This is a genomic window from Phycisphaerae bacterium (assembly GCA_019636475.1).
Classification (GTDB): Bacteria; Planctomycetota; Phycisphaerae; order UBA1845; family UTPLA1; genus JADJRI01.
This window is the reverse complement of sequence record JAHBXN010000017.1, coordinates 1-14,636: the sequence shown is the minus strand read 5'-3', so window position 1 is coordinate 14,636 and position 14,636 is coordinate 1. Positions and strand designations below refer to the sequence as shown.

The 14,636-nt window shown below is 58.3% G+C and carries 15 protein-coding genes and 1 pseudogene; 14 read left to right on the top strand and 2 right to left on the bottom strand.

Annotated features, from left to right (window positions below):
• Positions 1 to 817: hypothetical protein (locus KF841_17145; GenBank protein ID MBX3397082.1), on the top strand; the 817-nt coding region annotated here is incomplete at its 5' end.
• 530 nt (positions 818 to 1,347) lie between these two features.
• Here the strand turns inward: KF841_17145 and KF841_17140 are convergent.
• A complete protein-coding gene (locus KF841_17140; protein MBX3397081.1) occupies positions 1,348 to 1,689 on the bottom strand; it encodes a hypothetical protein in 342 nt (113 codons plus the stop codon).
• 246 nt (positions 1,690 to 1,935) lie between these two features.
• Here KF841_17140 and KF841_17135 point away from each other — a divergent pair, with 246 nt between their 5' ends.
• The 13 genes and pseudogenes from KF841_17135 (at position 1,936) to KF841_17075 (ending at position 14,425) form a co-directional block, all read left to right on the top strand.
• Positions 1,936 to 2,385: a transposase gene (locus KF841_17135; GenBank protein MBX3397080.1), complete on the top strand. Its 450-nt coding sequence runs from the start codon at positions 1,936 to 1,938 to the stop codon at positions 2,383 to 2,385.
• Positions 2,386 to 2,967: 582 nt separating this feature from the next.
• Positions 2,968 to 3,426 carry an Rrf2 family transcriptional regulator gene (locus KF841_17130; protein ID MBX3397079.1) on the top strand — a complete coding sequence of 153 codons (459 nt, stop codon included), beginning with the start codon at positions 2,968 to 2,970 and terminating at the stop codon, positions 3,424 to 3,426.
• Positions 3,423 to 3,647 carry a hypothetical protein gene (locus KF841_17125; GenBank protein MBX3397078.1) on the top strand — a complete coding sequence of 75 codons (225 nt, stop codon included), beginning with the start codon at positions 3,423 to 3,425 and terminating at the stop codon, positions 3,645 to 3,647. The genes KF841_17130 and KF841_17125 overlap by 4 nt, the downstream gene beginning before the upstream one ends.
• Before the next feature lie 351 nt (positions 3,648 to 3,998).
• Entirely contained in the window at positions 3,999 to 4,529 is a 531-nt protein-coding gene (locus KF841_17120; GenBank protein ID MBX3397077.1) for a Rieske (2Fe-2S) protein, read from the top strand.
• Positions 4,519 to 5,994, top strand: coding sequence for a cytochrome b N-terminal domain-containing protein (locus KF841_17115; protein MBX3397076.1), 1,476 nt, complete (start codon positions 4,519 to 4,521; stop codon positions 5,992 to 5,994). Before KF841_17120 ends, KF841_17115 begins: the two co-directional genes overlap by 11 nt.
• Positions 5,995 to 6,059: 65 nt before the next feature.
• Positions 6,060 to 7,622, top strand: coding sequence for a hydroxylamine oxidoreductase (locus KF841_17110; GenBank protein MBX3397075.1), 1,563 nt, complete (start codon positions 6,060 to 6,062; stop codon positions 7,620 to 7,622).
• On the top strand, positions 7,622 to 7,960 hold the full coding sequence (locus tag KF841_17105; protein ID MBX3397074.1) for a cupin domain-containing protein: 339 nt from the start codon (positions 7,622 to 7,624) through the stop codon (positions 7,958 to 7,960). Before KF841_17110 ends, KF841_17105 begins: the two co-directional genes overlap by 1 nt.
• 33 nt (positions 7,961 to 7,993) lie before the next feature.
• Positions 7,994 to 10,369 (top strand): molybdopterin-dependent oxidoreductase, encoded by a 2,376-nt coding sequence (locus KF841_17100; GenBank protein MBX3397073.1) that lies wholly within the window; start codon positions 7,994 to 7,996, stop codon positions 10,367 to 10,369.
• Between the two features lie 684 nt (positions 10,370 to 11,053).
• Complete coding sequence (locus tag KF841_17095) at positions 11,054 to 11,224, top strand: hypothetical protein (protein ID MBX3397072.1); 171 nt, start codon at positions 11,054 to 11,056, stop codon at positions 11,222 to 11,224.
• A gap of 103 nt (positions 11,225 to 11,327) precedes the next feature.
• Positions 11,328 to 12,890: an alginate export family protein gene (locus KF841_17090; protein ID MBX3397071.1), complete on the top strand. Its 1,563-nt coding sequence runs from the start codon at positions 11,328 to 11,330 to the stop codon at positions 12,888 to 12,890.
• 295 nt (positions 12,891 to 13,185) lie between these two features.
• Positions 13,186 to 13,549 (top strand): annotated as a pseudogene (locus KF841_17085) (transposase).
• 80 nt (positions 13,550 to 13,629) lie between these two features.
• Entirely contained in the window at positions 13,630 to 13,821 is a 192-nt protein-coding gene (locus KF841_17080; protein ID MBX3397070.1) for a hypothetical protein, read from the top strand.
• Positions 13,760 to 14,425, top strand: a complete 666-nt coding sequence (locus tag KF841_17075; GenBank protein ID MBX3397069.1) for an RHS repeat protein — start codon at positions 13,760 to 13,762, stop codon at positions 14,423 to 14,425. The genes KF841_17080 and KF841_17075 overlap by 62 nt, the downstream gene beginning before the upstream one ends.
• Here the strand turns inward: KF841_17075 and KF841_17070 are convergent.
• The coding region (locus KF841_17070; protein MBX3397068.1) for a transposase at positions 14,320 to 14,636 on the bottom strand (317 nt) is incomplete at its 5' end. The genes KF841_17075 and KF841_17070 overlap by 106 nt on opposite strands.

The window sequence follows — 14,636 nt, the reverse complement described above, 5'->3', positions numbered from 1 at the left end:
AGCCGTTCGAAAAAACGGAGTTCCGCCACGGGCTGATAGGGGAGAAATTGACCTTATTAAGAGTCCCTACCACGCAAAACACTGGACCGATACATGGTACCGCGCAGAGCTTCGTTTCGAGCCTGAGCTTGATGAAGTCTTCTGCGTCACGCACACCAAACAGCACGCATCGATCAAACGCGGTTCGGCAATCTACGAGAAGTTGCGCGAGGCCGTCACAGCTAACATCGCTACGCTAAAAGACATGATCGTCGCACGAGGCAAGAAGGCACACGTGGCAACAACCGTGCGAGCTGAAGAAGCCGCCCAACGTGTGCTGCCACGACTTAGGGCAATCGAGGGATTGGCGGAAAAGCCCGAAGCGGAAGTCGCCGTTGAAATCAGAGAATTCGTTAATCTCGCCACGATCGACCGTCCCGACGGAGCCAGGGCGCGCCTTGAGCAACGGTTGACGCAGTACGAGGTTCTGGTCGAGTACGAACAGTTGCCGGGCGCGCCATTCTACCGCACGCGGGTGGTCGGACGCTCGATCGTTGTCCTATTGAACACGGCCCATCGCTTCTATGAACGAGTCTATCGTCGAATCGAGGGTGAATCCCCCCTTGGGAAAACCGGGATCGATCTCCTACTTATGGCCCTTGGCCGGTGCGAGGCGTTAGGGGGAGACGAGCTTCGGACCTGGTACGACGACCAGCGACAGGAGTGGAGCCAGCACGTCAAGGCGTTCGTCGAGCAGCTGGACGAGCCGGAGCAACCGGAACCCGTTGATATGAGTCCGAATGGCGATCTCCAAGTTGCCCCACCCGGCTTGGTATAGTAGGCCCATGGACTGAGACGCTGCGGGATCCATCCGGTTCGGGAGCCTGCCTCCCGGCCGGATGGGCCCCATTCGACGGTGTGCAAACCGAGGACGCTTCATGAGGACAAGCGACTTTTCGGAAGCAGACAGAGAGGTTCTCCGGCAACTGTACTCCAATGCGCAGCGCACATTGGACGACCTACCCTATACGCATGAATTCGAAGCGATTTTTGCTGAGTTTGTCAGGAAGACCGGCCGCTCAACTGCCACGCGGCACGACGTGTGGCGCGCGCTGGCGACCCTGCGAAAGCGCTCGCATCTATCGAGAAAGCGACGTTAAGCGTCGCGACTTGACATACCTGCGATGCAACTCGTCGCGTGCAACGGCCGCGCCAGGCGTGACCAAGCGCCTCGCCTCGTGGCCGGTCGCGTCGGGTCCCAGTCGCCGGTGAGAACCCGACGGCGACGGCCTTATACGGCAGTCAATTCGACCACGAATCATGTTCCGAGATGGAACGCAAACCCGGCAAGCCGAGACAGCAACGTCGTCACTGAGCCGGGTCAGCGCGACGCTCTCGCGACAGCGGATTTGACCGCCCCTTCCGCAACGGTCCCCGGCTGTCGGGCCAAGGCGTCGCTATCGCGACGATCAGTGTTTCCCACAGTTCAAACACGCAGGCGGCGTCGGCGCCGTCCTGTTTCACGAAAGCGAACCGGAACACCCCGGGTTGAAACTCGGTCCATTCGATTGGCGTTTCCCGCTTCAGTCGCAGGACGCGGTTGACGGGCGACCCGCCCGCCACCGGCTGTAGCTTGAGAAAGAAGACTGGCTTGCGCGAATGCCAACTGCTCGGCGTGATCTCCGAAAGAGGCCCGTCCGTAATGTCCATCAGCGGGGAACCGAGTGAAGCCCGCGGACAGAGGCCGCCAGCCATAACCCGAGCAGGCACAGCGCGACCACAAACCCGGACTGTTCGACGGCGATGGCCGCCGCCGCCAGCGCGACGGGTACATGTCCTGATCGCCGGAATCGGTGGGCGAGGGGAGGGCGGTCGCATCGGCCAGTTGGAGTTCCTGCTGATGCTGCGCAGCCGACCGGCGATAGCGCGACGGCGGCCTCGGAAGACATCGCGTCGTTGCGCCGGCAGCGAGCCGAGTTGATCTGCGCGCTGCGCGAAGAGAAGTCGGCGCCGCGACTCGAACAGTTCAAGGTGTGGCTGGAATCACAACAGGCGTCGCGCGGCGGTCCCGTGCTTCCGAAGAGCCCGATGGGCCAGGCGATCACATATGCGTTGAATCAATGGGACGCGTTGTGCGTTTACACGACCGACGGCGAACTTGCGATCGACAACAACGCCAGCGAAAACGCTCTACGCCGCGTGGCCGTCGGACGGAAAAACTGGCTGTTCTGCGGCTCAGATAATGGCGGCAACACGGCGGCGGTCCTCTTCTCCACGATTGCCACCTGTCGGCGCCACAAGATTGAACCCTTCGCCTACCTCCGCGACGTCCTCACCCGCATCGCCGCCACACCGGTCAATCAACTCGACGAATTCCTACCCGACCACTGGTCGCCGGTGAACTGATCCCCGAAAAAGCCTCTCCACCACGATCGCGAAAACATCTGCCCCAACCTGTGCTTCACCGGACGCTTACGTTCATCAAGAGTTGGTCTGTATAGTCCGCAGTTCCTTGGAATCCCATAGTGGGAGACATCGCTGGATTCTCCCCCCCCTGACATGCTCCCGTTTTGATGAGGGCGGTCAGGGGGTGGAAAATGCTGATGGGGTTGTGTTGGACGGAGCGAGGAGTTCGCGATGAGAAAGCAATCGGTCGCCGAAAAAAAATGGACCGGCTCGCTGCGGCAGGAGTCAGCGATGATCACGCCCGGCCGCTGAACACGGATGTCGATCCGCCGGCGATGCCGGTGCGTTGAGAATTCGAGTTGGCCCGGACTCAATGGAGGCCCCTTCATTCATCTCGAAGCACATGCCACGATTTGCATTCGGCCATGTCTCGAATAGCGGATCTTCGATCGACACCTCAAGCAGGTGGTCTGGTTTTCTCGACGAAGTGCCGTGTACAATTCCGCGGCTGGCGCGCACATTCCTTGCAAAGTCCAGTGTGCGTCCCGCATTGCGTACCGCACGGCAGGCCTGAGGAACTTCATGCTTACGTTGACCGCTCAATATGCCCTGCGTGCGATCGTCACGATGGCCAGTCAAAAAGACAACGAGCCGATACTGGCCAAAGACCTCGCGAAAATCACCGGCATTCCGAGACAGTACCTTTCGGCGATCCTGCGCTCAGCCGTGCGGGCAAGGCTTCTTAAATCGACCCGTGGCCGTGGCGGGGGATACTTGCTGGCCCGCTCACCCAAGGCGATTTCTCTCTTGGAAGTCCTCAGCCCGTTTGAGGGAATCGCGGATCGAGATACCTGTCCATTCGGATTCGCGAAATGCAGCGATGAGAACCCGTGCCCGGTTCACCCATATTGGCGTCCGGTGACCCAGGCCTATCGGCGGATGCTGTCCCAAACCAAACTTGATGTATTCGTGGATCAGGAACAGTCAGCCGGAAAAGTCCGACGCAAGCGCTACCAAGGCCCCCCTAACAGCCCGCGGTGAAACCTTTCTGGCAACATGTCAGACTGCCGCACGGCGGGTTCCATCCGTTCTTCGATCGGGTCAGCGAGATTCTCAGCGACAACCGCTTCGACGTCTTCGTCGAAGGTCTCTTCTGCACGTTCTACGCGGACAGGGTGGGCCGGCCTTCGCTCGCGCCAGCGATCTGTTTTCGGCTGAACACGATCGGCTACTTCAAAGGGATCGACAGCGAATCGCGGTGAAACGACGAGCGTCGCCGAGACGATCAAACAGGTAGATGCCAATCTGGTGGCGGAACTGTCGGATTGCGTCGACAAGGAAATTCGCAAATACCTCTCGGAGCCGAATCGCGAACGCCAGATCTCCGGTCAAACTTCGACCGAATGCGTTACGCGTCCTGTACAACGGAACGGATGATTACACCAAGGGCTGATAGACATAAATCATGGCTTCCGGCCACATTGACGCCTTGCGTCGATAAAACTATATCTGTATCTTATTATGCTGTGTCTCGTCCGCCGAACCATCCAGGCGGCCGGGCGTTGCGATTTCTCTTGCAGAGCTGTGACAGTCTGTATAGAACAATGCACAACATGTCGGACCGAACACCATCCCAATGTCCCATCGACCGAAAATCGGCAGCACCCTCCCGGCGCGTTTTTTTTTCGACCTGCCTCATGGTTGCGGGCGTTGTGGCGGGGTACGGCGTCGGGCTCTGGAATTTTCTTCAGTACCTGGTTCCGCTCAGACGGCACACTCCCCGCCGAGAAATGTTCGTAGGCACTTTGAACGATCTCAAGGTCGGCTCGAGCATCATGGTCAAGGATCCTCGCGGCGAAGAGATTGCGCTTGCCCGCATTTCCGACGATCGGAACAACCCCGCGGCCGGGTTCAAAGCGCTTTCGAGCAAGTGCCCCCACCTGGGCTGCCGCGTGCATTGGGATGCCGGACGCGGCGAATTCCTCTGTCCGTGCCACAACGGCGTCTTTGACAGGAACGGTGTCGCCGTTTCAGGCCCGCCGGCCAAGGAAAAGAAAAATCTATCGACATTCGAAGTTCGAGTGAACCGGGAAAACGGATGGGTGTCGATCATGGTTACCGGAAAGGGTGACTATGGCGTCTGAAACTCAGAATGGTGAACCCATCCGAGCCCGATCCGCCGGCGGACGCCTCTGGCAAATGCTCCCGCTTGATTGGGGGCGGGTGCAGGAAGTTACCAATGAACCCGTGCCCGGCCACATCAAACGGTGGTGGTTCGCATTGGGAGGCACGCCCGCATACCTTTTCTTCATTCAACTCACGACAGGGATTCTGCTTTCGTTCTATTACGTTCCGTCACCGGATCACGCCTACGAAAGCGTATCGGCCATAACAAACACCGTCTCCTACGGGTGGTTCGTCCGCAGTATTCACAAGTGGGCGGCCAACCTGATGATCATTACGGTGATCCTGCACATGTGCCGTGTTTTCTTTTCCTGTGCGTTCCGACATCCGCGTCAGCTCAATTGGCTGGTCGGATGTGGGCTGCTCGGTTGCACTTTTGTCATGGGCTTTACCGGTTACTCGCTGGTGTATGAGCAGCTGTCCTACTGGGGAATCACGGTCGCTACTGAGCTGACGGCGACGGCACCGATCGTCGGCAGCGCGCTGGCCACCTTCATGAAGGGCGGCGACAGCATCGGGCCGAACACCCTGACGCGCATGTACAATCTGCACGTCGGCATTCTTCCGGTAACGATGATATTACTCATCGGCCTGCACATTGCCATTCTGCGAATTCATGGTGTTTCGGAACTCTCGTTCGAAGATCCGCGTAAACGACCCGGCGGAAGCGTTCGTCTTGCGTCCGCATTGCCGGGCGTGCGGCTCATAGCACTCTTGGCCGCTATCGGCGCGCTGGCGGCAATCATGATGGCGGTTCGGAATCCGTTTCCCGTGAAGATGATCACATATGAGCTGAGCTATGAAAGCAGTCGCGTATTCTGGATGGTGGGTTCCGTCATTCTGGCCACGACGGCCGTACTGCTTCATCACGGACACACCTATGGCCTATTACTGTGGCTCTTTGTGGGCATTCTGTCCATGGGCAAGCTTGTTTTTGATCTGGCAGTCAATGAAGCAGCGAATCAGGCGGTCTGGATCATGGCCGCCGTGGTCCTGGCAGTTAGTGTGGTTTATGGAGCAGCCAGACATGACCGCTTCATCGAAGGCAAGGGCGACGACAAGCCTTTCAGCTTCTATCCGGATCATCTGATTACTGAATTGATGATTGGCACGCTGCTGTTATTTCTCTTGACCCTGCTTTCACTTGTGTTTCCGGCGGAGCTGCATGAGAAAGCGAACCCACTCGTTACGCCCGAGCATATCAAGCCGGAGTGGTATTTCTTCTTCCAGTTTCGGCTGCTCAAACTGACGGGCCTGCAAGCCGCCGTGTTCATGACAGGGGCGCTTGCGGGGTTGGTCGTGCTGTGGCCATGGGTCGACGCAGTCCTTCAGCGGCTTGCGCCGGGTAAGGACATCGGCGTTTATGTGGGCATTGTTGCATTTGTTTCGTTCCTCGTTTTGACAGTCTGGGAGGCCGTGGTCTGATGTCTCTCAATACCAAGCGTATTGTTGTTTTTATCCTCGGAGTTTCGCTTTGTGTCGCGCTCATCATGGTTGCCGAAATGGAAACGCGCAAGGGCCTGACACCCGAGGAAATGCCAATGTCGACCCTGCTCACCATCGTGCCGGAATCCAGTCGCGATTGCATTACATGTCATACCGAGTCGACGCGCGGCATTGTCGATCACTGGCGAGGCAGCACACATGCCGCGAAGGGTGTCGGCTGCGTCGAATGCCATCAGGCCGAATTGGCCGATGCCGACGGGTTTGACCACTACGGGGTCCACATCGCCACGGTGGTCAGCCCGCGCGATTGCTCCCGATGCCATCCCACGGAATACGGCGAGTTCGAGCGCAGCCACCACGCGGCGGCGGGCAATATCCTTGCCTCCCTGGACAACTTCCTTGCTGAAACCGTGGAGGGCAATCGCGGCCCGTTCAACCCGCACTCGCCCACGCCCGGCATGATGGCGGTCGACAAGGTCAATGGGATGGCCAGTGCGATGCTCGGGTGTCAGCAATGCCACGGCAGCAAGGTGGCACTGGTGTCCACTGATGGCGGCAAGATCACCGTCGATGATCTCAAGCCCGACGCCCAGGGCAAACCAACCAATCTCGATGCCGTCGCCAGAATCTTGAAGGATCAGAACGGCAAGCCGAAGTTTCACTCGGACTCGTGGCCGAACACGGGCATTGGAAGACTGAACCTCGATGGTTCGCTGGGTTCGTGCAGTGCTTGTCACAGCCGCCACGATTTCTCCCCCCGGCGGGCGCGGCAGCCGGAGAATTGCGGCAAGTGCCATCTGGGCCCGGACCATCCGCAAAAGGAAATCTACGAAGAATCAAAGCACGGCGTCGCGTACCGTGACCTTCGGGAAAAGATGAATCTCGATTCCAAGAGTTGGGTACTGGGCAAGGACTATTCGCAAGCGCCCACCTGCGCCACCTGTCACATGTCCGGACATTCCCGCAATGGCGGAAAGGTGACGCACGACCCTGGAATACGCATTTCCTGGACCAATCGCCCACCGATCAGCCTTCTGCTCGATACCGATGCGAACGGCAAGATCGTGACTGAGGCCGATCCCGCAAAGCGGCAGGCGCTGACGGCCAGCACCTGGCAGGAAAAACGCGGAAGAATGCAGGAAGTCTGCTCGCACTGCCACACGCCGGATTACGTGTCGTCGTTCTATAAGCAGTACGACGACTTGGTAATTCTCTACAACGAAAAATTCGGCAAGCCCGGCACCGCGATCATGAAGGCGCTGCAGGACCACGGACTCATTACCAAAGCGCAGTTCGACGAAAAGATTGAATGGACTTGGTTCTATCTCTGGCATCATGAAGGGCGCCGGGCCCGGCATGGCGCATCCATGATGGCGCCGGACTACACCCACTGGCACGGCATGTATGAAGTCGCAGATCGGTTTTACATGCATTTGATTCCGGAAGCCCGTGAAATCACGGCCCACGCGACGGAGGCTGGAAACAAGGAGGCTGCCGACGCGGTGAACCAGGTGATCGATCAGATCCTCGCGCGTCCGGAACATACGTGGATTCAAGAAACTGAAATGGACCGCCCGCTCCGCTATGCGCCGGAGAGTGGATCATGATGGATGCTTCGACCAATGATTACACGTTCGTGCCCGACTTGCTGGCCGCTCAGGAAATCCCAGCCGAGGGAATTCTGACGCGCACGATACTGAACACGCCGTATTCGAAGGCGGTGTTGTTTACATTTTCCCAAGGACAGGAACTCTCGGAACACACCGCTTCGGTTCCCGCGCTACTGCACATCCTAATGGGGAAGGCCAGGATAGGACTTGGGGCGGACAAGGTAGACGCGGGTCAGGGCTCGTGGATACACATGCCCGCGAACATGAAGCACTGTGTTCGCGCCGAAACGCCGCTGGTCATGCTGCTGGTGATGCTCAAAAAGCCGGGCCAGTGAAGAATTGCGAGTCAACCTGAGGCCACCATTGCCATGAATCAACCAAGCCGACGTGAATTCCTGACCGTCCTCGGATCCACCGCCGCCGGTGCATACGGCATCACGGCGTTTTCGTGCGACCAGAAGCGCGAGGCCGAACAAATCGCCGCCTCACAGGCTGCGATCGATTCAATCTCTCCATCAGACCTGACCTGGGGCAAGGCGCCGTGTCGATTCTGTGGCACGGGTTGTGGCGTCGAGGTGGGGGTGAAAGACGGCAAGGCGAGAGCTGTTCGCGGCGACGTTGCCAGTCCGGTGAACAAGGGCCTGCTGTGCGTGAAGGGATATCACCTTCCCGGTTTGCTTTATGGTCGTGATCGACTGCTTTATCCGCAGCGTCGCGGTGCGGACGGCAAGTTGAGCCGAATATCGTGGGATGAAGCAATCGATCTGATTGCCTCTCGATTCAAGTCAGCACTTGAACAGTCCGGCCCCGAATCCGTCGGCGTTTACGGTTCCGGGCAGTGGACCATCTTCGATGGCTATGCCGCCCTCAAATGGGTCAAAGGCGGGATGAAAAGCAACAACCTGGAACCGAATGCGCGGCTTTGCATGTCCAGCGCCGTCATGGGGTTCGTCACCCAGTTTCAAAGTGATGAGCCGATGGGTTGTTACGACGACTTCGATTTCGGCGACGACTTCATATTGTGGGGCCATAACGCGGCGGAAATGCACCCCGTTCTGTTTTCACGCATGCTGGAACGAAAACTCCAGAAGCCGGGCACGCGCATCATCGATCTGGCCACGCGGCGCACCCCCACCAGCGACTATGCGGACATGTATGTTGAGTTTATTCCCGGTAGCGACCTGGCCATTGCGAATGGAATACTCCACCTGCTCTTGAAGAAGAATAAGATCGACTCGGCATTCATCGAGGAAAACACCGTATTCAAACGCGGCATCGAGGATGTAAATGAAATCGGCTACGGATGCTTCGGCGACCAGGCCGACCACTACACCTTTGCGGACAAACCGCGCGATTCGTCACTCGAGGAAATGCGGCAGTTTCTTGAGGACTACACGCCTGAGAAAGTCAGCCGGCTCAGCGGCGTGCCGTCCGCCCAGATCGAGACCCTCGCCGACATTTATGGCGATTCTTCACGAGGGACCGTGAGTCTGTGGTGCATGGGAGTTAACCAGCACTACCGCGGCACATGGATGAACAATCTGATTACCGACCTGCATCTTGTCACCGGCAAGATCAGCAAGCCGGGCAGCAATCCCTTTTCGATCACCGGCCAACCGGCTGCATGTGGAACGGTTCGGGAAGTCGGCACGTTGAATAACCGGCTTCCGGCGGACATGGTCGTGACGAACCCCGATCATCGCGCAAAAGCCGAAAAAATCTGGAATCTTCCGCCTGGCACGATCAATCCGAATCCCGGCTACCACGCCGTGGACATGTTCCGTGCGTTCATGAGAGGCGATGTCACGACGATGTGGATTCAGACCACGAATCCCTGGGTCACGCTGCCGAATCTCAATCGATTCAAACGCAAGCCAGGCGATGGACGGTTCATTGTGGTGAGTGACATTTATCCGACGCCCACGACCGATGTCGCCGATCTCGTGCTTCCCGCGGCCGCATGGATTGAACGGGAGGGCTGCTTCGGCAATAGTGAGCGCCGCACACAGCAATGGGACAAACTCGTCGACCCGCCGGGCGAGGCGAAGGAAGACGCATGGCAGATCATTCAGGTGGCCAAACGCATGGGCATGGGCCACCTGTTCCCATGGCCTGACAACGACTGGCATAAGCCGATGTTCGAGGAATACCGCAGCTTCGGTGTCGGCATCGGTAAGGACCTCGCCAGCTACGATCAGCTTCGGTCGACGCGGGGCATGAAATGGCCTGTCGTCGACGGCAAAGAGACGGATTACCGCTACGCCGCAGGCCACGACCCGTATGTGAAGAAGGCCAAGGGCGTTCACTTTTACAAGGCACACGACTACGGCGACAAGGCCGCCATCTGGCTTCGACCGTATCATCCGCCGCCCGAAGTGCCCGATGATCAATATCCATTCTGGCTTTGCACGGGGCGAGTCCTGGAGCACTGGCACACTGGCTCCATGACCCGGCGAATCAAGCAGCTTTATCAGGCCGTACCCAGCGCCTATGTAGAAATCAATCGCGCCGATGCAACGGAGCTCGGCGTCAAATCGCGCGACTGGGTCAAACTGATCAGCCGTCGGGGTGAACTGAAAATGCGGGCCGTTGTGGACGGTCGAGGTAAGCCTCCGCGTGGCAGCGTGTTCGTTCCCTTTTTTGACGAATCCTGGCTGGTCAACCTGTTGACTCTGGACTCGATGTGCAACATCAGCAAACAGCCGGACTACAAGAAATGCGCGATCAGAATCGAAAGAACCTGACCCCTCTTCCGAATGGCTTTCGGCTGCGGCAAGACTCCTGGATATGCGGGCTTTCCATTATTTGCATCCTGGCGGTGGCGTGTGACTCCAACCCACCGGGGTTGCCGGGAGCAATCGGCCAGAAGAATGGTATGCCCGCGACGGATCGCTCTGTCATACGATCCGAAAGGCGTGCATACGATGGCGCGCCGCCAACTATTCCCCACATGAAGATGGGCGCGAGTTGCACGTCCTGCCATTCACACACCGGAATTCAATTCGGCGAGATGGGATTTGCCCCGCCGATGCCGCATACGAGCAAGACAAGCGCCGGCATGTTTGCTCGTTGTGAGCAATGTCACGTCTATGCCGAGGACAATACGTTATTCGTGGAAAGCGATTTTCTGCCGATGCGACAGAACCTTCGGAAGGGAAAGCGCGCAACCTCCATCTCGCCGCCAACCATGCCCCACCCGGTCTTCATGCGGGAGAACTGCACAGCCTGTCACACGGGACCGGCCGCCAGAGAAGAGATCCGTTGTCCTCATCCTGAGCGCGTGAGATGCGCGCAGTGTCATGTTCCTGTGGCAGATTCCGGTGAATTTTCTCGTTCTGAGCAAGCACCACGAGAACATCAGTGAGGATCTCGTGTCGTGTTCGTGAACCACATGAGAAGTCCAACTGGCACTTGAAAGGAATAGTCTGATGTTTCCACCGTTTATCGACAGCTTTGGAAATCAACTCACGGCAGTCCTCATCAACGTGGTTGGCACCGTCCTTGGTGGCGTCCTTACCGGAGTTTTCAACGCCTTTTCAACGGGGTTTCTTGCTCCTTTCTTCAAGAGCATTGCTGTCACTCTCGGGATTCCCGTGTGACTCCGCTCTGAATTCGCCTTGTGTTACATAGATAGCGCGAGCGATTGCGCGCAACTGCCGCGGATCGCAATGCTGGGTGATCCCATGTTGAAGGAGATCAGCCGTGTCACGGCGAGATACAACGGTTTTGATTGCATCAATATCCGTCGTCTGCTTTCTTAGCCCTTCGATCAATGCTCAACCCACGTCACCCGAAATCACCGCTTCTCAGCCTGCTGCAGCGGAGGAAAGCCCGGCGACATCACGCCCGGCGGATTCTCCTGATGCAAAGGCAGCTCCCGAGTCAGTGCGGAAAGCGGGTCCCAAATATCTTCTGCTTCGTTACAACGAAGACTACTCTTATCTCGATGGCGAACCTGGCACCTATCAAAAAGATGTCTTTGATCCCATCAAGAACATCCAGCTGGATGACGATTGGCGATTGCGCCTCGGCGGCGAAATTCGCTTTAGGCTCGAATCCGAGACAAATCGCAACTTCGGCTCGCGTGACCCGACGAATGACACGTTCCTTCTTTATCGCGAATTGCTCCACGCGGATTTTCACTATCGAAACACCTTTCGCATTTTCATCGAGGGAATCGACGCCCGCGTCGCCGATCGCGATCTCCCCCAGATTCCGGGCATGGAAAACACATTCGACGTCCATCAGGCCTTCGCCGACCTTCGTCTCTTTGGCGAACAATCGCCGCTGACGCTGCGCATCGGCCGCCAGGAAATGATCTACGGCAAGGAGCGCGTCATCGGCAAACTCGACTGGATGAACGAAGGACGCCGCTTCGACGGTGCCAAACTGATGTATACAAGCCCAAAATTCGACATCGATTTCTTCTGGGTCAAGCCGGTCTTTTTCATGAACAAGCCCTTCTCAAACCCCTGGAATACGCACATCAATGAAAGCATGAACCGAAAGATCGATCACTGGCGAGAGGAGCAGAATTTTTATGGAATCTACTCCTCGTACAAAGGCTTCAGGAACCAGGTAATCGATCTGTACTTCCTGGGATTGAATGACCGGGGCTTCTTCACCAATGCCAACAATCGCTTCGGCGATCTCAATGTCTACACCATCGGAAGTCGCTTTGCCGGGACCATCGGCAACTTCGACTACGATATTGAGGGCGGCGGCCAGTGGGGCAAATGGGATGGAGACAAAGTGCACGCATGGATGTTCGGAGGCGACGCGGGCTACACGTTTAAGAATGTGCCCGCCACGCCGCGTGTCGGAGCCGGTTTCGATTTCGCCACCGGCGACGCCACGCCGCGCGACCGCAGCCACGACACTTGGAATCAGCTCTATCCAACCGGGCATGCCTTCCTTGGCTACATCGACGACGTGGCACGGGCGAATATCATCTCGCCAAATGTGAATGTGTCGTTCAAGCCCCTGAAGGACGTAACTGCAAAGCTCACCTGGTATCACTTCTGGCTCGATTCCAATCTCGATGCGCTTTACAACGCGGGGGGCGTGCCGATCCGGAGAAATGTTTCGGGGTCGTCGGGCAACGATGTCGGCGACGAACTCGATGCGACGGTAACATGGCAGATAGACGTCCACTCGGCATTACTGGTCGGATGGTCGCACTTCTGGCCGTCGAATTTTGTGAACAGCTCCGGTCCCTCGCGCGACGTTGATTATGTATACGTCCAATACCAGTTCCGATTCTGAGTATCGGATGCCGTCCATTTGCCTGCGCACTGGTCGTAAGTGTTCGCCGCAGCTGTGTCGCGTTTAGCAGTAAAGATGCTCATATTCAGTCAGTGCCATCGATAACGTCCCGAATGTTGCGCACATTTGAAGAAGCAGCTATCCCGTTGGAAGGGGTGGTTTTGTGTGAAACCTCTTTCTCAAAAGAGAAGCTGCTATGGAGAGCGTAACGACGAACGATGGATCGGCCAAGCAAGATTTGGTGAGCAACGAGGTGTCGAGCGACCTGGGCTCGGCGGTGATCGTGGACACGGGCAAGGTGCGCGAGGTGGCCGCGATGCTGAAGGCGATCCATGCCCAGGAGGATCGGGCCAGCGCGACACAGAAAGCCGTGCAGGTCGTCGAGAAGCTGGAGGCCATGCGTCTGGGCAAGGCGGCCGGCATCGTGCGCGAGGGTGTGGCCGAGTCGCTGAGCTACATGGCGTTTCCGTCCGAACACTGGCGCTGCATCCGGACGAACAATCCTCTGGAACGGATCAACCGCGAGGTGCGCCGGCGAACGCGCGTGGTGGGCGCCTTCCCCGATGGCCAGTCGGCCCTGATGCTGGTGGCGGCGAGGTTGCGACACGTGGCCGGCACCCAGGTGGGGCACGCGGAGATACCTGGACATGAAGCGGCTGAGGGAGTCGTCGCTGGAGACGCGAGCGCCGTCGATGGAGCCGAATGCCGACATGACCCGAAAAGAGACGACGCCGGCCGCGTGACCGCGACAACCTATGACGCCCTGGGCCGCAAGACCCGGGTCGTGGAAGACGCCACCGGCATCGGCCGCACGACGGACTTTGAATATGACTGGTCCGGCCGTCTGACCAAGCTCACCGCCTATACGGATGGCACCACCGGCCCACAGGACACGATCTACACCTACAACGGCCGGGGCCTTCGGCTATGACACCCGCGATCGGTGCAATGACATCGACCTGAACGGGGCACAGCTGGCGGCCTACGAATGGCTGGGCAGCGCGATTCACAGCCGCACCACAACCTGCGACTATCCGGGCGGCACGAAGCCGACGATCGTCTCGGCCTATATCCGGGATGGTCTGTCACGCGTGACGCAGGTGAAGAACGAACTTGGCACGCCGAATCAGAACGACCACTACGTCGGCCCTCCGGGCGCGCCACGCGAGTACGGCGATCTCGGTGTGTTCAACTACACCTATGACGATGCCGCCAACCCATTGACCGAGACGCTGCTCTACGTCGGCAACAACATGCCGCCCCTCAGGGCCGATCGAGCGTATACATATGACACGCTGAATCGCCTGACGGATGCCGACCTGACCGATACGCAGGACTGGAGCAACGCCGCCACGGCTACCAGCACCTTTGCCTATGACGATGTCGGCAACCGGCTGACCTCCACCGATCGCGACGGGCCATCGGTGTCCTACACCCACGACAACGCCAACCGCATGACGGCCGTCGACGCTTCGAGCCAGACCCATGACGCGGCCGGCAACATCACGCATACGGCCGCCGTGCGCTTGCCATGACCGCGAAAGGCATCGGCGCCGCTCTCCGCCAGCTCTTTCTTCCAGCGATACAGCGCGTTCGGGGCAATCTCCAGATCGCCCGCCACGCGAATCACCGTCATCCCCGGCTGCCGGCAAAGCTCGACGGCCTGGGCCTTGAAGTCCCTCGTGTACTTTCGACGGGCTTTCTCTCGACTCATCGGACACCTCCCGCGAAAATCATTCTCGCGTT